The sequence below is a fragment of the Bacillus sp. ES1-5 genome (assembly GCF_022487605.1).
GTDB lineage: Bacteria > Bacillota > Bacilli > Bacillales > Bacillaceae_G > Bacillus_A > Bacillus_A wiedmannii.
The window spans coordinates 85,569-107,275 of the sequence record NZ_JAKVPU010000005.1; the positions used below are offsets into that span (position 1 = coordinate 85,569).

Consider the following 21,707-nt stretch of genomic DNA (forward strand, 5'->3'; position numbering starts at 1 on the left):
TTTGTATTAGATACTAGGATGTAGAGGTGAATGGTGTGTTAGATCGTTTGCAAGCTGTAGAAGATCGTTATGAGAAGTTAAATGAATTGTTAAGTGACCCAGAGGTTATTAGCGATACGAATAAGCTTCGTGAGTATTCAAAGGAACAATCTGATATGCAGGAAACGGTAGAGGTGTACCGTGAGTATAAAGATGTTCGTGAGCAATTAAGAGATGCAAAAGCAATGTTAGAAGATAAGTTAGACGCTGATATGCGTGACATGGTAAAAGAAGAGGTTTCTGAATTAGAAGGACAAGATAAAGAATTGTCAGAGCGTCTGAAAATTTTACTTGTTCCAAAAGACCCTAATGATGATAAAAACGTTATCGTTGAGGTTCGTGGTGCTGCTGGTGGTGACGAGGCGGCTTTATTTGCTGGTGATTTATATCGTATGTATAGCCGTTATGCTGAGGTACAAGGTTGGAAAACTGAAATTATCGAAGCGAGCTATACAGAGTTAGGTGGATACAAAGAGATTATCTTTATGATTAATGGTAAAGGTGCGTTCGCGAAGCTGAAATTCGAGAATGGTGCTCACCGTGTACAACGTGTTCCTGAAACGGAATCTGGTGGACGTATTCATACATCTACAGCAACTGTAGCTGTATTACCAGAGGCAGAAGAAGTAGAAATTAGTATTCATGAAAAAGATGTTCGTGTTGATACGTTTGCTTCTAGTGGTCCTGGTGGACAAAGTGTTAATACAACGATGTCAGCGGTACGTTTAACGCATTTACCGACTGGTGTAGTTGTATCGTGTCAGGATGAGAAATCACAAATCAAGAATAAAGAAAAAGCGATGAAAGTATTACGCGCACGTGTTTATGATAAGTTTAGACAAGAAGCGCAAGCTGAGTATGATCAAAACCGTAAACAAGCTGTTGGTACGGGTGATCGTTCAGAGCGTATTCGTACGTATAATTTCCCGCAAAACCGTGTTACAGACCATCGAATCGGTTTAACGATTCAAAAGCTAGATCAAATCTTACAAGGTAAGTTAGATGATTTCATCAATGCCTTAGTGATGGAAGATCAGGCTCAAAAGATGGAGGCAGCTGAGTAATGCGTGTCTATGAAGCCCTGAAATGGGCTTCTTCTTTTTTACAGGAAAATGGACGAGATGAAAATGCGGGAGAAATTGTCCTTTGTCATGTATTAAAGACGAACAGAACCGGAATGCTTATGAATATGCGTGAAGAAATAACTGTGGAACAAGAAACAAGTTTTACGGAGTTTATTCACAAGCATGTAGAAGGTATTCCTATTCAATATATGATTGGTTATGAAATGTTTTATGGACGGTCGTTCTTTGTGAATGAAGAAGTATTAATACCAAGACCGGAAACTGAAGAGCTTATAGTAGGAGTGTTAGAAAGAATCGAGCGTCATTTTGGTGATGAGAAACTGCATGTGGCGGATATCGGTACAGGTAGTGGAGCGATTTCTATTACACTTGCCTTAGAAAGTAAAAATCTTCATGTGTACACGGTAGATATTGCACAAGAGTCGATTGAAGTTGCAAAAGAAAATGCAAAAACTTTGGGAGCAGAAGTAACGTTCTATCATGGTGATTTATTGTCACCATTTTATAAAACAGGTCAAAAGTTAGATGTTGTTGTTTCAAACCCCCCATATATACCGGAAGAGGATTGGCGTGGTCTTTCTCCTGTGGTGAAAGAGTATGAGCCAAAGAGAGCACTTGTTGGTGGCGAAGACGGATTAGATTTCTATCGCCGTTTTATGGAAGAGTTGCCGAATGTGTTGCAGAAGAAAGCAATTGTGGCATTTGAAATTGGAGTAGGGCAAGGCGAGGATGTAAAAGGGTTGTTACAACAAGCTTTTCCACATGCTCATGTTGAGGTTGTTTTTGATATTAATGGAAAAGATCGTATGGTATTTGCAGAGATAGAGTAAGGTTCAGGCCTTACTCTATTTTTTTGTTTAAAAATTTATATAGATTTTGAATTTAATAGTTTAGAAAGATGAAAGTCTGTCCACACTGTTTGTAGAAGGGACGGTGGAGGAAATGAAAAAACAAGTTATTGCTTATCTTCTTCTATTATTAATTGGTGCACAGTTGCTTGTGCAGTTTGGATATATGAAAGCTGATGCGAAAGGGCCTTCAGTTATTCCGAAAGAGGCCGTTCGATTACGGATTTTAGCAAATAGTGATTCAGATAAAGACCAGGCGTTAAAGCGAAAAGTGCGTGATGAAGTAAAAGCACAAATTGATGGATGGGTAGCAGATTTAACTTCATTTGAAGAGGCGCGTAAAGTCATTCAAAGTCATATTCCAGAAATCGAAAAAACAGTGGCAAATACGTTGAAACAAGAAGGAAGTAAAGATCCATTTCAAGTGAAATTTAGTAAGAATGTAAAGTTTCCTACAAAGGTATATGGGAATTTTATTTATCCAGCAGGGGAATATGAGGCGGTATTGATTACAATTGGGGAAGGTGAAGGGGCAAACTGGTGGTGTGTATTATTTCCACCGATGTGTTTCTTAGATTTTTCAAGTGGTACGGCTGTAAGGAAGGAAGAACATGTTGTGAAGGCTGAATCTCCTGAAGAGGGGGAAGTTCAGGAGCAAGATGAGGAAGTAGTGGATGTACCAGAGAAGAAAGAGGATAAAGTGAAAGAAACGAAAGTTGTAAAGCAAGAAGTTGCAAAAAAAGTAACAGCTCCTGAAAAGAAAGTAGTAAAAAATGAAACAAAAGTAGAAGAACAACCTGTAAGTAAAGAAGAAACAAAAACTGTGGACAAAGTGGAGAAGCCTGTGGAACAAAAGCAAGAAAAACAAAATGAGTATGTAAAAGTAGAGGAGGAAGAAGAAAAGCCGGAAGTTAAGTTATTTATTGTAGAAGCTTTTACATCTTTATTCTCTAAATAGTACTATTAGTAGGTCCCTTCTCATATATAAAAAAGAGGAGGGATTTACTATGAAGAAAGTATATTTTGCTACGAAAGCAGATGTAGAAAGATTGCATTCTTTTTTCGGACAAGCTAATAAAAAAGATGATAAAATAAATGAGCTGTACGCGCAATTTATGATTTTGGAAGAGGCGGAAGAAACACGGGCTGTTATCGGATATGAACAAAGTGAAGAACACGCACTGATTCGTTCTTGTTTATTCACACCTAATGTGGATAAACAGACTTTCTTATATTTTTTTGAAATGTTTTTGCAGTATATGAACGAAAAAAATATTCGACAATTGTACTTACTAACAAATCATCCACAATCTATAACAATCTTTCAGTTTTTTGACTTTGTTACTATAGAGAAAGAAAACGTACCAGAGGGAATTCGACAGTTAGAACACTTTTGTAAAAATATAAAAGAGCCAAATGCAATAATACTAAATTGTCAGCTATTCACAAAGTTATCCACGGATTAATTAGGTTTATCCACATTTTGTGGATAAACCTTGTTTGTCTTTTGGATAAATCTCATAGTAAACTAAAAATAGACAAGTATTTCAGGGTAGAAAAGGACGTGGGAAAAAATGCATACAAATATGTGGGTTGTGGATAATGTTGTGGAAAGAAAAAAATATTATCCACAGTTACAAGAAGCAGCAAAATTATTAAGGGAAAACGAGGCGATTGCCTTCCCTACAGAAACGGTATATGGACTAGGCGCAAACGCGATGAATGATGAAGCAATCGCGAAAATTTTTGAAGCGAAAGGAAGACCGAGTGATAATCCACTTATTGTCCACATCGGTACAAAGTCACAGTTAGATGGGATTGTGAAAGAAATTCCGCCAGTTGCAGAGAAGTTAATGGAGCATTTTTGGCCAGGCCCGTTAACAATTATTTTACCTAGAAAAGAAGGGATTTCAGAGAAGGTGACGGCAGGACTTAATACGGTTGGAGTAAGAATGCCTGATCATCCAGTAGCGCTTGCTCTTATTGAAGAGGCAAATGTACCTGTTGCAGCACCGAGTGCGAATCGTTCTGGGCGCCCAAGTCCGACGCTAGCGTCTCACGTATATGAAGATTTAAATGAAAAAATTGCAGGTATTGTAGATGGTGGTGCGACGGGAGTAGGTGTTGAATCGACTGTAATTGATTGTACGAGCGAGGTTCCAACGATATTACGCCCAGGTGGGATTACGAAAGAACAATTAGAAGCGGTAATCGGTACTGTTTCTTTAGATCCAGCTTTAAAGGACGAGAAGGAAAAACCGAAATCACCTGGAATGAAATATACACATTATGCACCGAAAGCGCCACTGAGTATTGTGGAAGGTTCGCGTGAATTTATTCAACGCCTTGTGGATGAGAAGAAAGAAGAAGGGTTTAAAGTAGGTATATTAACGACAGAAGAATATCAGCATGTATATAGTGCGGATGTTGTATTATCTTGTGGTGTTCGAAGTGATTTAGCTAGCGTTGCGACTAAATTATATGATGTGCTTAGAACGTTTGATGCAAGTGAAGTGGATGTTATTTTTAGTGAATCATTCCCGAATGAAGGAATAGGGAATGCCATTATGAATCGCTTAACGAAAGCGGCAGGACATCAGGTTATTACTGAATCATAAGGTACGATTAGCAAACCGAATATTTCTCCTCGGATAAGCATATTTTGAAGTAGCACGTCCGAGGAGGGACATGAATGACGTTTGAACAGCTAATACCTTTAACAATTATGGCATTCGCCCTAGGGATGGATGCGTTCTCGGTGAGTCTTGGTATGGGAATGATGACCTTAAAGGGAAGACAAATCCTGTATATCGGTATGACGATAGGGATATTTCATATTATCATGCCATTTATAGGGATGGTATTAGGTCGCTTTTTATCAGAGCAGTATGGAGACATTGCACATTTTGCAGGTGCTATTTTATTAATTGGACTAGGATTTTATATTGTATATTCATCTATTTTGGAGAATGAAGAGACTAGAACAGCCCCTATTGGAATTAGTTTATTCGTATTTGCATTTGGTGTTAGTATAGATAGTTTTTCAGTAGGTCTTAGTCTTGGTATTTACGGGGCACAGACACTTATTACGATATTACTTTTTGGGTTTGTTAGTATGTTATTAGCGTGGCTTGGTTTATTAATTGGTAGGCATGCGAAAGATATGCTCGGTACATATGGTGAGATAGTAGGCGGTATCATTTTGGTTGGATTTGGATTATATCTCCTTTTTCCTATATAATTTTAAGGAGGAGGGCGTTATGAACAAGCTATTGGAATGGTATATTCGATTTGTCACTTTCTTTCCTAGATGGTTGCGACTGCTTGTTATTTGGGGTATTATTTTACAAATTTCAATTTTAGGTTGGATGAAGTTAATTTGCGAATGGTAAGATAGCTCCTTTCTGTGCATAGTTTTATTTATACTATACTGATTGCGCTAAAAAATTACACATATAGAAAGGATGAGATGAATGACGAGATTGAAACAAGTTTTTGGTATTATTATTAGTTTTTTTGTTTTTTGGTTTAGTATGCTCGGTGTACAAATGTTTGCTGAGTTTTTAGATATTGAGTCATTGAAGTTTGTTGCGGGAAAAACGGAGGCGGCGCGTGCCTTTTATTCTCCGTATCCGTTTATAATCGTTTTTCTTATTACATTGCTTTCCCTATATTTCTTAGTAATTAAGCTTGGGAAACCGAAAAAAGAGAAAGTACCTACTTTAGAGGAGCAGAAGGAAGAGATATAAGGGGGAGACTATGTCTAACATTTCTTTAGCAGAAGCTGTAAAATTAAAAAGTGTATTGTCGAAAAGAATACATGAATTAGAAGAAGAGATGAATCAAATTGGATTTGTTGAAATTGAAAAAGGTGATACACTTCCAAAACAGACGCGTACATTGGTACAGGTTGAACAGGAACTAGATGAAGTTCGCGCTGATTTTCGTCTTTTAGATAAATTGATGTATGAAGCAAATATTCAAAATGAAGTTAATTTCAACGGAGAAAACGTAACGATTGTTGAAGCGATAGAGCTCGCAACACAGTTACGTGCGAAAGCTCGAAAGTGTAAAGAGTTTGGCGTGAGTAAGAAAGAAGAACATGTATATTCTTACGGTGAAACATCGTCTCTTTTAAAAGTAGCGATGTTTGATCCGGAAGTATATCGTGTAAAAGGTTTAGAGTTAGAGAGACAAGCTAATAGATTGTCCAATTTAATTAATGCGAAAAACTACGCGATTGAACTAGACTTCGATGGTGAAAAATACTTTTAAACCTTGAAGTGGTGAGACTCCGCTTCAAGGCATAGAAGAAGACCACTTTTGTAAAATGAGATTTTGTGATGGCAAAGGGTACAACCAATCATCCAATAACCAATCACACTGTTACTTTTTACCAATGACCAATGATGGTAAAAGAGGTCGATGACCAATAATGAAAAATTATTTTTCTTCTTCTATGAAGAGGCTGTACCAAAGTAATTTGGTACAGCCTCTTTTACTTTACTGTTACTCCTATTTTGATTGAACTGTTGCCGCTTTTGGGGGTGATATCCAGCTCCAGCGGCTAGAATCTCTGGTGGCTTCGCGTCTTCCTGCGAGGCAAAAAACGCCCCTGCGTCAGAAGCTCCATCCCCCTGCGATTCTGAACGAGCCGCCTCCGCTTTTAAACTGGTCTTACCAACTCGAATTGTTCGCCTAGTTTAGCGTAGTTGTGTCCTGCTAGGCGACTTACTGGTTTTAGTCCTTCTGCATGAATGCGGCCGTTTTCGTATAGGTGTTCTGCGACGTGGAAACGAACGACGCGCCCGATTAGTAGATCGCAAGCTGGTGAGTCTTCTGTTCCGCCAAGAGGGATTGCGCGTTCTAGTACGCACTCCATTCGAATATTTGCTTCTTTTACACCTGGAACGGAGATGACATCACTTTCAATTGGTGTTAGTTTTGCTAGTTCAATTTCACTCTCATTTGGCGGGAGGTTAGCTGCTGTTTCGTTAATTGCTTCTACGTAAGATTCATCAGAAATATGTACGACAAACTCACCCTTTTCAATTGCGTTTCGAGAAGTATCTTTCGGTGTTCCTGCTTTTCGTTGTACAGAAACTGAGATAAGTGGTGGGTTAGCAGCGACAATATTGAAATAACTATATGGTGCTCCGTTTAATACGCCGTCTTTTGTTACAGAAGTAACGAATGCGACGGGGCGTGGAATGATACTTCCCGTTAATAATTTGTAATTCTCTTTTTCCGTTTGTTCATTTGGATTAATGGATAACATGCTAAAAATCCCCTTTCTAAATATGACGACTTATTGTTTGTTTACAAGATGTTAGTGGAAAACTCCTGCTGAAAATAATATTTTTATTACATGAAAAGAACTTACTTCAATCACAATGAAGTAAGTTCTGTCTAAATAATCTCGAATTCAAGATAAAAATTATAATAAAACGTATGCGCCAGGTCCGATTAAAGCTACACCAATCGCAACAGCGATTAACATTAAATTGTATTCATATCCGTTTTGTGTTACCCAGTAACCATTTTTTCCGTGAACAGTGAAGATTGCCATTAACATTGTTCCAACGATAAATAGTGAACCAATTGCAGTGAAAATACCTGATGCGAATAAGAAGCCACCTAATAATTCAGTTGCGCCAGCCATAAATGCCATGAATACACCAGGACGTAAACCGATTGATTCCATCCAGCCGCCAGTTCCCTTTAAACCGTAACCGCCGAACCACCCAAATAATTTTTGAGCACCATGACCCATGAATGTAATACCTATAATAAGACGAATAATAAGAAGACCGATATCCATCATTTCAAAAACCTCCTAAAAGTTATTAACTTATCTTATGTAAGTAATAATAAAATAGTTACTTACTTTAGTCAAGTGGATTTCGAAAAAAGTTTGAAATTAATTTTACAAATTAGCGACAAAAAACAAAATGTAGTAAAGACCTCTAGACAAGTTGGGTAAAAAAAGAGAAAATATAAGTAGAAGTTAACTTCTTATTGTTATTCAGACAATCAGAATTGACTGGAATTTTGCAAAGAGCTACAATAAGAGTCTATTAGTAATGACGTAATTTATTTCGAAAGCGTTTTTACAGTATAATATTCGAAGTATGAAGTCTTACATGTATCCCGAGTTTTACTAGGGATTGCCCTATAAACTTTTAGGTAAATTATGAGGAGGACTATCCTATGTTTAAAAAATTATTCGGTTTTGGTTCAAAAACAAATGAAGAAACAATCGTAGCTCCATTAACTGGAGCAGTGAAAAATATTGAAGAAGTACCAGATCCAGTATTCGCTGGTCGTATGATGGGTGAAGGTGTTGCAATCGATCCTACTGAAGGTGTAGTTGTATCTCCAGTTGATGGTGAAATTGTACAGTTATTCCACACAAAACATGCTGTAGGAATTAAAGCGAAAAACGGTACAGAAATTTTAATCCACGTTGGATTAGAAACTGTAAAAATGGAAGGCGAAGGTTTCGAAGCTCACGTTTCTGAAGGCCAAGCTGTAAAAGCGGGAGATAAATTAATCTCATTCGACTTAGAATTAATCCGTGAAAAAGCGAAAAGTACAATTACTCCAATCGTTATTACAAACACAGATGCAGCTGAGTCTATTAAAACAACTGTAGGTGTAACAGCTACAAAAGGTTCAACAGAAGTAATGAAAGTTACAATGAAATAATTATTGTATAAGAGGAATCCGTTTCGTATGAAATGGATTCCTTATTTTGTTTTGTAGTCTGTTCCTTATGTATGGTAAAATACTTTGGGCACTTGGAAATAGGGTTTCACATATATGTGGATAAGGCGCATTTTTCTTAGAAAAGATATAAGAGAAATGCGCCTTTCGTATATTCACATTTCTTTTGTTCTATTCTTATGTACGTTATGATAAAAAGTAGGAAAAAGAAGAAAAGGGGTGGGTTTGGATGAAACGAGTGTTATTTATTTGCACTGGAAATACATGCCGTAGCCCGATGGCCGAGGCGTTACTTCGTCACTATGGAGAAGGTAAGTTTGAAGTGCAATCTGCCGGTGTTTTCGCCTATCCAGGAAGTGATGCGTCGATATATGCAAAGGAAGCTTTAGTTGAAAAGGGAATTGCAATCGATCATGCTTCGCAGCAGGTAAATGAAACTTTGATTGATTGGGCAGATATTGTAGTAACGATGACGGAAAACCATAAGCAAATTGTACTTGGGCATTACCCGAGTGTTGAAAAGAAAGTAGATACATTATATGGAGTAACTGAGGGGATAAGTAAGGATATTTCAGATCCATTTGGCGGATCACTTTCTATTTATAAAGAAACGTTAGAAGAGATGGAAAAACTTGTACAAACTTTACTGAAAAAACATTCAGAAGGTTGATGTTTCGTGTATAATACGATATTGGAGATCACTTTGTTCCATTATGGTAGTGAGTGAGAAATGAAGATAAATGATTGAAACTTTGGAGGGGTAAAAATGAAAGTAGTAGTAGCATCTGATCACGGCGGCATGAATATCCGTAAAGAACTTGTAAGTTTATTAGAAGAGTTAAATATTGAATATATTGATTTAGGTTGTGAATGTGAAGCTGGTTCTGTTGATTACCCTGATTTTGCGTTTCCAGCAGCGGAAATGGTAGCGAATGGCGAAGTAGATCGTGGTATTTTAGTTTGTGGGACAGGCATCGGTATGTCAATTGCAGCAAACAAAGTAAATGGTATTCGTTGTGCATTAGTTCATGATACTTTCAGTGCGAAAGCAACGAGAGAGCATAATGATACGAACATGTTAGCAATGGGCGAGCGTGTAATTGGTGCAGGTCTAGCACGTGATATCGCAAAAATTTGGTTAACAACTGACTATGAAGGTGGTCGTCACGAAAACCGCGTAGGAAAAATTAAAACATACGAAACAAAGTAATAGATTCTAACTAGAAGTAGTATGAAATATAATCTGGTGAACCAACCTGTGAAAGGAAGAGGCGTAATGACAGAAATCGTAAAGGTAAGAGAACAGTTACAAATGTCGCTTTCTGATTTCCAAGAACAAGCTTCATTACAAAGTGGTCAAATTTTTGTAGTGGGGTGTAGCACGAGCGAAGTGCTAGGAGAAAGAATTGGAACATCAGGAACGATGGAAGTAGCAGAGGCGATTTTTTCTGAGTTAAAACAATTTCAAGAGCAAACAGGTATTGAGTTGGCGTTTCAATGTTGTGAGCATTTAAACCGTGCTTTAGTAGTTGAGAGAGAGTTAGCGATGAAATATCAATTTGAAATTGTAACAGTTACGCCTGTTAGATCAGCAGGTGGTGCATTAGCAACATATGCGTATCACAATTTGAAAGATCCGGTAGTAATTGAATTTATTAAAGCAGATGCAGGAATGGATATTGGTGATACATTTATCGGTATGCATTTAAAGCATGTAGCTGTTCCGGTTCGTACAAGTGTGAAGGAAATTGGAGGTGCGCATGTAACGATGGCAACGACACGTGGAAAACTAATTGGTGGAGCACGTGCTGTTTATGCGGCGAAGGAAGAGACTATCTCTTGCCGTTAGACATGAAAAATTATAAAGTCGCATAATAGCTTTATATCGAAAGATAAAAGGTATGTAGTCTGACTTTATAATAGAAGAAAGAAAAGACCGATTTTCGGTCTTTTTTTTCTTTTATGATATAGAAAGTCATGTTAGAATGTAGTTGAAAACATGAAGGTTCGAAAGAATTACAACCTGAATTTTCGTTTTTTCTGAATAAATGAGAAAAAACTATTGGGAATCGATGTAATTCGTTCAGAAAAGGGGGATTTTGGTGGATCATTTAAAACGTCAAGATGAAAAGGTATTTGCTGCAATTGAGGCAGAACTAGGAAGACAGCGTTCAAAGATTGAGTTAATTGCTTCGGAAAACTTCGTAAGTGAAGCAGTAATGGAGGCGCAAGGTTCTGTTTTAACGAATAAGTATGCTGAGGGATATCCTGGAAAACGTTACTATGGTGGCTGTGAGCACGTAGACGTAGTGGAAGATATCGCACGTGATCGCGCGAAAGAAATTTTTGGCGCAGAGCATGTAAATGTTCAACCGCATTCTGGTGCACAAGCGAACATGGCAGTATACTTCACGATTTTAGAGCAAGGCGATACAGTACTTGGTATGAATTTATCTCATGGTGGTCACTTAACACACGGAAGCCCTGTTAACTTCAGTGGAGTACAATATAATTTCGTAGAATATGGCGTGGATGCTGAATCTCACCGTATTAATTACGATGATGTATTAGCAAAAGCGAAAGAACATAAACCAAAATTAATCGTTGCAGGTGCAAGTGCATATCCTCGTGTTATCGATTTCAAACGATTCCGTGAGATTGCAGATGAAGTGGGTGCATACTTTATGGTTGATATGGCACATATCGCTGGTTTAGTAGCTGCTGGTTTACATCCAAACCCAGTACCACATGCACATTTCGTTACAACGACAACACATAAAACATTACGTGGTCCACGTGGTGGTATGATTTTATGTGAAGAGCAATTTGCAAAACAAATTGATAAATCAATCTTCCCTGGTATTCAAGGTGGTCCACTTATGCACGTAATTGCTGCAAAAGCTGTTGCATTTGGTGAGACGCTACAAGATGATTTTAAAACATATGCACAAAATATCATTAATAATGCGAACCGCTTAGCTGAAGGTCTTCAAAAAGAAGGACTTACACTTGTTTCTGGTGGAACAGACAATCATTTAATCCTGATTGATGTTCGTAACTTAGAAATCACAGGTAAAGTAGCAGAGCACGTATTAGATGAAGTTGGTATTACAGTGAACAAAAATACAATTCCATTTGAAACAGCAAGCCCATTTGTAACAAGCGGTGTACGTATCGGTACGGCAGCTGTAACATCTCGTGGTTTCGGTTTAGAAGAAATGGATGAAATTGCGTCACTTATTGCTTACACATTAAAAAATCATGAAAATGAAGCTGCATTAGAAGAAGCAGGTAAGCGTGTAGAAGCGTTAACGAGCAAATTCCCAATGTACACAGACCTATAATAGAATTAAAGAAGACTGCTGAGACGTAATTGTTTTGGCAGTTTTTTTTTGGACATATATTGTTCTTTAAGTATGTATACAAATGATGAATAAATTTTGGCGATATAATGAAGGATACAGCTCCCATAATTGGTAAAGATACTAGATAGATTCATCGTAAAATCATGATTTTGCCAAATTTGCCCTTGAATATTAGTAGCGTTTTCTTTACAATCGTAAATAGTGTAAAAAAGCGTGCGAACGCATGAATATCATCTAAAGGAGAGATTCACATGGGAAAACTGTATGTATTTGATCACCCGTTAATTCAACATAAGATTACATATATTCGCGATAAGAATACAGGTACGAAAGATTTTCGTGAATTAGTGGACGAAGTAGCGAGTTTAATGGCTTTCGAAATTACTCGCGATCTTCCACTTAAAGACATTGAAATTGAAACACCTGTAAGCAAAGCGACAACAAAAGTGATCGCTGGTAAAAAGCTTGGTTTAATTCCGATTTTACGTGCAGGTTTAGGAATGGTTGATGGAATTCTGAAATTAATTCCAGCAGCAAAAGTAGGACACGTTGGTTTATACCGTGACCCTAAAACATTGCAACCGGTAGAATACTATGTGAAACTTCCAACGGATGTAGAAGAGCGTGACTTTATCGTACTAGATCCGATGCTAGCAACAGGTGGTTCTGCAGCTGAAGCAATTAACTCTCTGAAAAAGCGCGGTGCAAAACAAATTAAATTAATGTGTATCGTTGCAGCTCCAGAAGGAGTAAAAGTAGTACAAGAAGAACATCCTGATGTTGATATTTATGTAGCAGCATTAGATGAGAAATTAAATGACCACGGATATGTAGTACCAGGTCTTGGTGATGCTGGTGACCGTTTATTCGGAACGAAGTAAGACAACTGACGAGAGGGGATTCCCCTCTCGTTTTTTTGTGTCCTAAGCAAGCAGGGGAGGGAGATAAATATACAGGCTATATACAACATAAGTTGTATACACATCACATATAATATAGAAGTCTTACGTCTAGCAAACACTATATATGGAAGGGAAGCGTTATATTTTAAAAACATAATAGTGACAAACTTGTGAACATTCTCTTCTATTATAAATAGAAAACTGTTAGAAATTGCATATCTATAACCAGTATTTAGAAGGGTAACGTTTTCATTTTTGGGAGGAAATACCTGATACTCAAATTTTTTGATTTTTTACGATTTCTCGTTGACACTGTTAATACCCTATTGTATGCTAACAACGGGGATAGATGGTAGGGCTTTCAGTGACAAAAATACATCTATTCCGTGACGAAAATGTAAACTTTTTGTTTTGTATAGGATTTATGCAAAAAAATGAGTTATTATTAACACATCGTGAATGAGGGTTACATATTGGAGGGATGAATCCTTGCAAAAAAACGATCGCAGCCATATAAAAGCTTATGCTTTAATGTCAGGTATTCTTGCTCAATTAGTCGGTTCTATTCTTATTGGAATCTTTGGTGGGCAGTGGATTGATAGTAAGGTTGGAACGTTTCCATTGTTTCTTATTATAGGGTTATTACTCGGATTAGGAACAGGGATATACGCAATGATTCGACTCATTCGACATTACTATTCGGGAGAGCAATGATGATAGACGTACATGGACTTGTCCAAAGACAAAAGAAATATATGTACTACTTGCTTGCGCTTCTAGTGCTAGGATGGGGATTCACCTCTTACAAGGATGTATTTCTTGGGCTGATTATCGGAACGATTTTCAGTTTTCTTAGTTTGCGCATCATTGCACGTAGAACAGACAAGCTGTTGGATCGCGTAACAAATGGAGAAAACGTGAAGTTTAAGGCGACAGCGGTAAGTACATATTCAAGATTCGCCACGATTGGGTTATTAATTTTATTTGCAGCCAAATATCAAGAGTTAATTGCGATGTGGGGCCTAGGTGTAGGATTGCTGACAGGATACCTTGTCATGATCATAGATTTTCTTTATTTAGAGTATAAGAGCAGGGAAGAGAGGTGAATTACTAGTGGAACACGGTAAATTAGTTGAATTTCTAGGTTTAACGTTCGATTTGTCATCAGTTATGATGGTTACTGTAGCAGCAGTTATTGTTTTCTTAATCGCTGTTATCGGAACTCGCAGTTTAGCCCTTCGCCCAACCGGTATGCAAAACTTCATGGAATGGGTGTTTGACTTCGTGAAAGGGATTATCAATAGTACGATGGACTGGAAAACAGGTGGACGTTTCTTAACGCTTGGCGTTACGCTTATCATGTTTATCATCGTATCGAACTTCCTTGGTTTACCATTCATGTATTCAACAGTTGAGGCTGGCGAACATATTGCATGGTGGAGATCACCAACGTCTGATCCAGCAGTTGCATTAACATTAGCCGTGATGGTAGTTACCCTCACCCATTATTATGGAATTAAGATGAAGGGTACGAAAGAATACGTAAAAGGTTATTTCCAACCTATGAAATTCTTATTCCCATTAAAGGTTATTGAGGAGTTTGCTAACACATTAACGTTAGGTCTTCGTTTATTCGGTAACATTTATGCAGGTGAGATCTTATTAGGATTACTTGCTAAGTTAGGCGGGGCATCATTCCTTGGAGCATTAGGTGCGCTTGTACCAATGTTAGCATGGATGGGATTCAGTGTATTCGTTGGATCAATCCAGTCATTTATTTTCGTTATGTTAACGATGGTTTATATGGCTCATAAAGTAAGCCATGACCATTAATATAATTTAAGTAAGAAAAAATTTATTTTTTTATAATACAAAGGAGGACAAATTAAATGAGTTTAGGTGTAATCGCAGCTGCAATTGCAATTGGTTTATCAGCATTAGGTGCAGGTATTGGTAACGGTCTTATCGTATCACGTACAATCGAAGGTGTTGCTCGTCAACCAGAATTAAAAGGCGCGCTTCAAACAATTATGTTCATCGGGGTTGCTTTAGTTGAGGCACTTCCAATCATCGGTGTAGTTATTGCATTCATCGTAATGAACAAATAAGGGAGACTCCCCTTACATAGATGGCGAAGAGTGTTTTTCCGAACTTTCTTCGCCATTGCTTTATGAACGAAACGTATGTCTTTTTTTTTCATATGATCAATTTAGATATTTTGAAGGGAGTGAATCCTTGTGCCAACTTTATTATTAGGGGCTTCCATTCCATTTGGAACGATTGCTTATACATTGTTCATTTTCTTACTTCTATTAGTAATGCTACGCAAATTCGCGTGGGGTCCTTTAATGGGAATTATGAAAGAACGTGAAGAGCATGTTACTAATGAAATCGACGCTGCAGAAAGAAGTAATGCTGAAGCGAAGAAATTAGTAGAAGAACAACGTGAAATGTTAAAACAATCGCGTGTTGAAGCACAAGAGTTAATCGAAAGAGCGAAGAAACAAGCTGTAGATCAAAAGGATGTTATTGTTGCTGCTGCGAAAGAAGAAGCAGAATCAATTAAAACATCTGCTGTACAAGAAATTCAACGCGAAAAAGAGCAAGCGATTGCTGCTTTACAAGAACAAGTCGCTTCTTTATCTGTTCAAATTGCTTCTAAAGTAATTGAAAAAGAGTTAAAAGAAGAAGATCAAGTTAAGTTAATTCGCGATTATATTAAAGAAGTAGGAGAAGCGCGATGAGCAATGGGATTGTAGCAAAACGTTATGCTGTCGCTCTTTTTAAAATTGCAAAAGAAAAACACGTATTAGAAATGTTTGAAGAGGAATTACGCCTTGTACAAAACGTTTATGTAAAGAACGGAGAACTACATAGCTTTTTAACGCAACCGAACATTTCAAAAGAGCAGAAGAAAACGTTTCTTGCAAACGTATTCGGATCTGTTTCTGAATCTATTTTAAATACGTTATATATTTTAATTGATAACAAACGTATTGATATCTTACCTGAAATTGCAGATGAATATGTTGTTCTTGCTAATGAAGAACGTAACGTAGCCGACGCAACTGTATATTCTACTCGTCTTCTATCAGAAGAAGAGAAGCTTAACATTGCAGAAGCATTTGCAAAGAGAACGGGAAAAGATGCAATTCGCGTAAAAAATGTTGTAGATGAAGATTTACTAGGCGGCATTAAAGTACGTATTGGAAATCGCATTTACGACGGAAGCTTACAAGGAAAATTAGCACGTATTCAGCGTGAATTAATGAAGAATAGATAGGGGTGAAGCACATGAGCATCAGAGCTGAGGAAATTAGCGCACTGATAAAGCAACAAATCGAGAACTATCAGTCTGAAATCGAAGTTAGTGATGTTGGTACAGTTATCCAAGTTGGTGACGGTATTGCGCGTGCTCATGGTCTTGATAACGTTATGGCTGGTGAACTTGTAGAGTTCTCTAACGGCGTTATGGGACTAGCACAAAACTTAGAGGAAAACAACGTAGGTATCATTATTTTAGGACCTTACACAGAAATTCGTGAAGGTGACGAAGTTCGTCGTACTGGTCGCATCATGCAAGTACCAGTAGGAAAAGAACTAATCGGTCGTGTTGTAAACCCATTAGGTCAACCAGTTGATGGTTTAGGCCCAATCAATACAACAAACACTCGTCCAATCGAAAGTCCAGCACCAGGTGTAATGGATCGTAAATCTGTTCATGAGCCACTTCAAACAGGTATTAAAGCGATCGATGCTCTTGTACCAATTGGCCGTGGTCAACGTGAGTTAATCATTGGTGACCGTCAAACAGGTAAAACAGCAGTTGCACTTGATACAATCATTAACCAAAAAGATGAAGATATGATTTGTATCTATGTAGCTATCGGACAAAAGGAATCAACTGTACGTAACGTAGTAGAAACACTACGTAAGCACGGTGCATTAGATTACACAATCGTTGTAACTGCATCAGCTTCTCAACCAGCTCCATTATTATACTTAGCTGCTTATGCTGGTGTAACAATGGGTGAAGAGTTCATGTACAATGGTAAACACGTATTAGTAGTATATGATGACTTATCAAAACAAGCAGCGGCTTACCGTGAGCTTTCATTACTATTACGTCGTCCTCCAGGTCGTGAAGCATATCCAGGGGATGTATTCTACTTACATTCTCGCTTATTAGAGCGTGCAGCAAAATTAAGTGATGCAAGAGGCGGCGGTTCTTTAACTGCACTACCTTTCATCGAAACACAAGCAGGGGACGTATCAGCTTACATCCCAACAAACGTAATTTCTATTACGGATGGACAAATCTTCTTACAATCTGACCTATTCTTCTCTGGCGTACGTCCAGCGATCGATGCGGGTACTTCTGTATCTCGTGTAGGTGGATCTGCTCAGATTAAAGCAATGAGTAAAGTATCAGGTACACTTCGTCTTGACCTTGCATCTTACCGTGAGTTAGAAGCGTTCGCTCAGTTCGGTTCTGACCTTGATAAAGCAACTCAAGCGAAACTAAACCGTGGTGCTCGTACTGTTGAGGTATTAAAACAAGGATTACACAAACCATTACGTGTAGAGAAACAAGTTATCATTCTTTACGCTTTAACACGTGGATTCCTAGATGATATCCCAGTAGTAGATATCACTCGTTTCGAAGAAGAATTCCATGCTTGGTTAGATTCTAATGCGACTGACTTATTAGAAGAAATCCGCACAACTAAGAAACTTGCGGATGACGACAAATTTGCAGCAGCAATTAACGGATTTAAAAAAGTATTCGTAGCTTCTGAATAATAAATAAAAGTGAAGCCGATTGTGGCTTAGCTAGATCATATAAAAGGCATCTCAAGATTTGAGATTGCTGACGGTTATGTAAAGGAAAAGAGTAGGTGCACCTATTCTTTTCCTTCAATCATGAGCAAGAATATCTTGCAACGTAGATTAGGAAGAGGATTCTTACTAATCGTGCCAACTTCTGGAAAAAAGGTGGTGAAAACCTGTGGCATCTTTACGCGATATAAAAGCGAAGATTACCTCGACAAAGAAAACGAGCCAAATTACGAAAGCGATGGAGATGGTATCTGCATCTAAGTTAAACCGTGCAGAGCAAAATGCTAAATCTTTCGTTCCGTATATGGAAAAGATTCAAGAAGTAGTAGCGAGCATTGCGCAAGGAAGTAAAGGGATTAATCACCCAATGCTAAATTCGCGCCCTGTAAAGCGTACAGGATACATCGTTATTACATCTGATCGCGGACTAGCAGGTGGTTATAACAGTAACGTATTACGTACAGTAAGTAACGTAATTCGTGAACGTCATAATATGGATTCAAACCAATATTCAATTATTGTGCTTGGCCGACTAGGACGTGATTATTTAAAACGTCGCGGCTTTAACATCATTGATGAAGTAGTTGGATTATCTGACCACCCATCATTTACTGATATTAAAGACCTTGCTTCTCGAGCAATTGCGATGTTCGCAGATGGTGCTTATGATGAGCTATATATTTACTACAACCATTACGTAAGTAAAATTTCACAAGAAGTAACGGAAAATAAAATTTTACCGCTTACTGATGTGGCGTCTGACAAACCGACGACAGCTTATGAATTCGAACCTTCTGAAGAAGAAATTTTAAAAGTATTATTGCCACAATACGCAGAAAGCTTAGTGTACGGTGCATTACTAGACGGTAAAGCAAGTGAACACGCAGCGCGTATGACAGCAATGAAGAGTGCTACAGACAACGCAATGGAAGTTATCGACTCACTTACACTTTCATTCAACCGTGCGCGTCAAGCAGCGATTACGCAAGAGATTACGGAAATCGTTGGTGGAGCAGCAGCGTTAGAATAGTATTAAAAAGCGGAAGCGGTTTTTTCAGGAGAACTGCGAAAGCTACACTAATAAAAAATTAAAAGCCGACTTCTCTTAGAAAGCTGGCTAATTAAAAGAAAGCTAGGAGGGAACCCGATGAATAAAGGGCGCGTTACGCAAATCATGGGTCCGGTTGTAGACGTTAAGTTTGATGGCGGAAAGCTACCAGAAATCTACAACGCCCTTACGGTAAAACAAAGCAACGAAAACGGAACAAACATTAACTTAACATTTGAAGTTGCACTTCATTTAGGTGATGACACAGTTCGTACAGTTGCAATGTCTTCCACAGATGGACTTGTTCGTGGCACAGAAGTAGAAGATACTGGTAAAGCAATCTCTGTACCAGTTGGTGATGCAACACTTGGTCGTGTATTTAACGTATTAGGTGATGCAATTGACTTAGATGGTGAACTTCCTGCGGATGTACACCGTGATCCAATTCACCGTCAAGCACCTGCATTCGAAGAATTATCTACTAAAGTAGAAATTCTTGAAACTGGTATTAAAGTAGTAGACTTACTTGCTCCTTACATTAAGGGTGGTAAGATCGGTCTATTCGGTGGTGCCGGTGTAGGTAAAACGGTATTAATTCAGGAATTAATTAATAACATCGCACAAGAACACGGTGGTATCTCTGTATTCGCTGGTGTAGGTGAGCGTACTCGTGAGGGTAACGATTTATACCACGAAATGAGCGATTCTGGCGTAATTAAGAAAACTGCGATGGTATTCGGACAAATGAACGAGCCACCTGGAGCACGTCAACGTGTTGCATTAACAGGTTTAACAATGGCTGAACATTTCCGTGATGAGCAAGGACAAGACGTACTTCTGTTCATCGATAATATCTTCCGTTTCACGCAAGCAGGTTCTGAAGTATCTGCCCTTCTTGGTCGTATGCCATCTGCGGTAGGTTACCAACCAACACTTGCAACAGAAATGGGTCAATTACAAGAGCGTATTACATCTACAAATAAAGGATCTATCACGTCTATCCAAGCGGTATATGTACCAGCCGATGACTATACGGATCCAGCACCAGCTACAACGTTCGCTCACTTAGATGCAACAACAAACTTAGAGCGTCGTTTAACACAAATGGGTATTTACCCAGCCGTAGATCCATTAGCATCTACATCTCGTGCACTTTCTCCAGAAATCGTAGGAGAAGAGCATTATGAAGTAGCTCGTCAAGTACAGCAAACTTTACAGCGTTATAAAGAGCTTCAAGATATCATCGCTATCTTAGGTATGGATGAGTTATCTGAAGAAGATAAGTTAGTTGTACATCGTGCTCGTCGTATTCAATTCTTCTTATCTCAAAACTTCCACGTAGCTGAGCAGTTTACAGGTCAAAAAGGTTCTTACGTACCTGTAAAAAATACAGTTAGCGGATTTAAAGAAATTCTAGAAGGAAAATATGATGACCTTCCAGAAGATGCATTCCGTCTTGTAGGTAGTATTGAAGAAGTTATTGAAAACGCGAAGAAAATGATGGCGTAAGGCCTTAGGAGGGACGAATTATGAAGACATTTCCAGTCAGTATTGTAACTCCTGATGGACCGGTTTACGAAAAAGAAGTAGAAATGGTAAGCGTAAAAGCAGAGAGTGGGGAAATGGGGATCTTACCGGGTCACATTCCAACTGTTGCACCATTAAAGATTAGTGCAGTTCGTCTGAAACATGGTGGACACACTGATTATGTAGCAGTAAGCGGTGGCTTTATCGAAGTTCGTCCAGATAAAGTAACTGTATTATCATCATCTGCTGAAGAAGCAAACCATATCGATATCCATCGTGCAAATGAATCGAAGCGTCGCGCTGAGCAACGTATGCAAGATAAACAAGCACATGTTGACTTTAGACGTGCAGAAATGGCATTACAACGTGCTGTGAACCGTTTAAACGTTTCCGATATGAAATAAAAAATCCGTAAAGGCTTTGCCTTTACGGATTTTTTTGTGTAGTTCATGGATAATTTTACAAAAATGGTATAATTATATTGATGCTCGTATAAGTAGAGAATGTACAACAATTTATAAAGGGGATGAATAAATGATCGGTGAAATGAAACGAGAAGCGTTGCACTCTTTAAAGGGAAAATGGGGACTAGGTGTTGGATCAACGATTTTATATTTTATTTTAAGTTATGTTGTTTCAATGGCTGCAATGCTTATACTGTTAATTCCAGGAATTATTATATTTTTCTTAGTTATTAGCTTAACTGGATCAGTTGAAGAGGAAACGATATCAATTGGAGCAGGTATTACATTTGGTATTTTTTATTGCATCATAATAATTTTGAGTAACGCATCGTATGGAATTACATCATACGGTTATACAAATGTATTTTTACAGATTAGTAAACGAGAAGGTGCTAAAGTAGATCACTTATTCGAAGGATTTCGTGGCTTTAAAAGAATGATGAAAACGATGTGGGCAATGCTTGCGATTTTGTTATATACAGGTACATGGATTCCAATGTTGCTAGTAGCCTTATTCGCATTTTTCGGTGAAGAAGGAAATACGTCGTTTACTATCGCTTTCTTTGTACTATTAGCTATTTCAATCGTTGTTATGATTGTGATGTATTTTTCTTATACGATGACGTACTATGTAATGATTGAAAACCCAGAGTATAGTGTGTCACGAGCAATGAAAGAAAGTAAGCATCTTATGAAGGGACATAAGTTAGATTTGTTTCTTTTATGGCTTAGTTTTATAGGATGGGGTATTTTAGCGATTTTAACACTTGGAATAGGTTTTCTTTGGCTTAGCCCGTATATGAGTACAACGACAGCGCATTTTTATCGCTATCTTTCAAAAGATGAATTGTAGTAGGGACATGC

The 21,707-nt window shown here is 38.0% G+C and carries 29 protein-coding genes; 27 read left to right on the forward strand and 2 right to left on the reverse strand.

All coding sequences use genetic code 11. The features are described from left to right. Positions 1–35: 35 nt before the first annotated feature. From prfA to MKO96_RS17340, 9 genes are all read left to right on the forward strand, one after another. On the forward strand, positions 36–1,103 hold the full coding sequence (prfA, locus tag MKO96_RS17305; RefSeq protein ID WP_002096180.1) for a peptide chain release factor 1: 1,068 nt from the start codon (positions 36–38) through the stop codon (positions 1,101–1,103). After that, positions 1,103–1,954: a peptide chain release factor N(5)-glutamine methyltransferase gene (gene prmC / locus MKO96_RS17310; RefSeq protein ID WP_240588196.1), complete on the forward strand. Its 852-nt coding sequence runs from the start codon at positions 1,103–1,105 to the stop codon at positions 1,952–1,954. The genes prfA and prmC overlap by 1 nt, the downstream gene beginning before the upstream one ends. A 112-nt stretch (positions 1,955–2,066) precedes the next feature. Then, on the forward strand, positions 2,067–2,930 hold the full coding sequence (gene spoIIR, locus MKO96_RS17315) for a stage II sporulation protein R (protein ID WP_240588197.1): 864 nt from the start codon (positions 2,067–2,069) through the stop codon (positions 2,928–2,930). A 49-nt stretch (positions 2,931–2,979) separates the two neighbouring features. Further along, positions 2,980–3,438, forward strand: coding sequence for a GNAT family N-acetyltransferase (locus MKO96_RS17320; RefSeq protein ID WP_240588198.1), 459 nt, complete (start codon positions 2,980–2,982; stop codon positions 3,436–3,438). A 108-nt stretch (positions 3,439–3,546) separates the two neighbouring features. Then, entirely contained in the window at positions 3,547–4,590 is a 1,044-nt protein-coding gene (locus MKO96_RS17325; protein ID WP_087983316.1) for an L-threonylcarbamoyladenylate synthase, read from the forward strand. Positions 4,591–4,664: 74 nt separating this feature from the next. Next, positions 4,665–5,213, forward strand: coding sequence for a manganese efflux pump MntP (locus tag MKO96_RS17330; RefSeq protein ID WP_000142485.1), 549 nt, complete (start codon positions 4,665–4,667; stop codon positions 5,211–5,213). 19 nt (positions 5,214–5,232) lie between these two features. Beyond that, positions 5,233–5,364 carry a hypothetical protein gene (locus MKO96_RS29405; protein WP_255290233.1) on the forward strand — a complete coding sequence of 44 codons (132 nt, stop codon included), beginning with the start codon at positions 5,233–5,235 and terminating at the stop codon, positions 5,362–5,364. A gap of 81 nt (positions 5,365–5,445) precedes the next feature. Beyond that, a complete protein-coding gene (locus tag MKO96_RS17335) occupies positions 5,446–5,721 on the forward strand; it encodes a DUF3935 domain-containing protein (protein ID WP_000197468.1) in 276 nt (91 codons plus the stop codon). A gap of 10 nt (positions 5,722–5,731) precedes the next feature. Then, positions 5,732–6,247, forward strand: coding sequence for a hypothetical protein (locus MKO96_RS17340; RefSeq protein WP_061680025.1), 516 nt, complete (start codon positions 5,732–5,734; stop codon positions 6,245–6,247). Between the two features lie 391 nt (positions 6,248–6,638). Here the strand turns inward: MKO96_RS17340 and MKO96_RS17345 are convergent, their stop codons facing one another. Beyond that, entirely contained in the window at positions 6,639–7,250 is a 612-nt protein-coding gene (locus MKO96_RS17345) for a flavin reductase family protein (RefSeq protein ID WP_000949076.1), read from the reverse strand. Positions 7,251–7,409: 159 nt separating this feature from the next. Next, positions 7,410–7,796, reverse strand: coding sequence for a DoxX family protein (locus MKO96_RS17350; protein ID WP_000968694.1), 387 nt, complete (start codon positions 7,794–7,796; stop codon positions 7,410–7,412). A gap of 386 nt (positions 7,797–8,182) precedes the next feature. Between MKO96_RS17350 and MKO96_RS17355 the strand changes: the two genes are divergently transcribed. The 18 genes from MKO96_RS17355 to MKO96_RS17440 all read left to right on the forward strand — a co-directional run bounded on the left by MKO96_RS17355 (position 8,183) and on the right by MKO96_RS17440 (position 21,696). Beyond that, entirely contained in the window at positions 8,183–8,680 is a 498-nt protein-coding gene (locus MKO96_RS17355; RefSeq protein WP_000473649.1) for a PTS sugar transporter subunit IIA, read from the forward strand. A 247-nt stretch (positions 8,681–8,927) separates the two neighbouring features. Next, a complete protein-coding gene (locus MKO96_RS17360) occupies positions 8,928–9,368 on the forward strand; it encodes a low molecular weight protein arginine phosphatase (protein WP_240588199.1) in 441 nt (146 codons plus the stop codon). 96 nt (positions 9,369–9,464) lie between these two features. Then, on the forward strand, positions 9,465–9,908 hold the full coding sequence (gene rpiB, locus MKO96_RS17365) for a ribose 5-phosphate isomerase B (RefSeq protein ID WP_000869917.1): 444 nt from the start codon (positions 9,465–9,467) through the stop codon (positions 9,906–9,908). 21 nt (positions 9,909–9,929) lie between these two features. Beyond that, entirely contained in the window at positions 9,930–10,547 is a 618-nt protein-coding gene (locus MKO96_RS17370; RefSeq protein ID WP_240588200.1) for a TIGR01440 family protein, read from the forward strand. A gap of 253 nt (positions 10,548–10,800) precedes the next feature. Next, complete coding sequence (glyA, locus tag MKO96_RS17375; RefSeq protein ID WP_140386953.1) at positions 10,801–12,042, forward strand: serine hydroxymethyltransferase; 1,242 nt, start codon at positions 10,801–10,803, stop codon at positions 12,040–12,042. 272 nt (positions 12,043–12,314) lie between these two features. Then, positions 12,315–12,944, forward strand: coding sequence for a uracil phosphoribosyltransferase (upp, locus tag MKO96_RS17380; protein ID WP_000517539.1), 630 nt, complete (start codon positions 12,315–12,317; stop codon positions 12,942–12,944). A gap of 370 nt (positions 12,945–13,314) precedes the next feature. Then, positions 13,315–13,428 carry a DUF4024 domain-containing protein gene (locus tag MKO96_RS17385; protein WP_000232961.1) on the forward strand — a complete coding sequence of 38 codons (114 nt, stop codon included), beginning with the start codon at positions 13,315–13,317 and terminating at the stop codon, positions 13,426–13,428. 26 nt (positions 13,429–13,454) lie between these two features. Further along, positions 13,455–13,679, forward strand: coding sequence for an AtpZ/AtpI family protein (locus MKO96_RS17390; RefSeq protein WP_001171220.1), 225 nt, complete (start codon positions 13,455–13,457; stop codon positions 13,677–13,679). Beyond that, entirely contained in the window at positions 13,679–14,071 is a 393-nt protein-coding gene (locus MKO96_RS17395; protein ID WP_000567600.1) for an ATP synthase subunit I, read from the forward strand. The genes MKO96_RS17390 and MKO96_RS17395 overlap by 1 nt, the downstream gene beginning before the upstream one ends. A gap of 7 nt (positions 14,072–14,078) precedes the next feature. After that, positions 14,079–14,798: a F0F1 ATP synthase subunit A gene (atpB, locus tag MKO96_RS17400; RefSeq protein ID WP_000399874.1), complete on the forward strand. Its 720-nt coding sequence runs from the start codon at positions 14,079–14,081 to the stop codon at positions 14,796–14,798. A gap of 56 nt (positions 14,799–14,854) precedes the next feature. Next, complete coding sequence (gene atpE / locus MKO96_RS17405) at positions 14,855–15,073, forward strand: F0F1 ATP synthase subunit C (protein ID WP_000052064.1); 219 nt, start codon at positions 14,855–14,857, stop codon at positions 15,071–15,073. A 129-nt stretch (positions 15,074–15,202) separates the two neighbouring features. Further along, positions 15,203–15,709, forward strand: a complete 507-nt coding sequence (atpF, locus tag MKO96_RS17410) for a F0F1 ATP synthase subunit B (RefSeq protein WP_076541432.1) — start codon at positions 15,203–15,205, stop codon at positions 15,707–15,709. Continuing rightward, positions 15,706–16,248, forward strand: a complete 543-nt coding sequence (gene atpH / locus MKO96_RS17415; protein ID WP_000064683.1) for a F0F1 ATP synthase subunit delta — start codon at positions 15,706–15,708, stop codon at positions 16,246–16,248. The genes atpF and atpH overlap by 4 nt, the downstream gene beginning before the upstream one ends. Before the next feature lie 11 nt (positions 16,249–16,259). Next, positions 16,260–17,768 carry a F0F1 ATP synthase subunit alpha gene (atpA, locus tag MKO96_RS17420; protein WP_000027511.1) on the forward strand — a complete coding sequence of 503 codons (1,509 nt, stop codon included), beginning with the start codon at positions 16,260–16,262 and terminating at the stop codon, positions 17,766–17,768. A gap of 205 nt (positions 17,769–17,973) precedes the next feature. Then, on the forward strand, positions 17,974–18,834 hold the full coding sequence (gene atpG, locus MKO96_RS17425) for a F0F1 ATP synthase subunit gamma (RefSeq protein WP_000157704.1): 861 nt from the start codon (positions 17,974–17,976) through the stop codon (positions 18,832–18,834). A gap of 117 nt (positions 18,835–18,951) precedes the next feature. Continuing rightward, positions 18,952–20,361: a F0F1 ATP synthase subunit beta gene (gene atpD, locus MKO96_RS17430; protein ID WP_240588201.1), complete on the forward strand. Its 1,410-nt coding sequence runs from the start codon at positions 18,952–18,954 to the stop codon at positions 20,359–20,361. Positions 20,362–20,381: 20 nt separating this feature from the next. Then, the gene (atpC, locus tag MKO96_RS17435) at positions 20,382–20,783 is read left to right on the forward strand and encodes a F0F1 ATP synthase subunit epsilon (RefSeq protein WP_000847207.1); all 402 of its coding nucleotides are present in this window, start codon (positions 20,382–20,384) and stop codon (positions 20,781–20,783) included. Positions 20,784–20,913: 130 nt separating this feature from the next. Further along, a complete protein-coding gene (locus tag MKO96_RS17440; protein WP_087983306.1) occupies positions 20,914–21,696 on the forward strand; it encodes a DUF975 family protein in 783 nt (260 codons plus the stop codon). Positions 21,697–21,707: the final 11 nt, after the last annotated feature.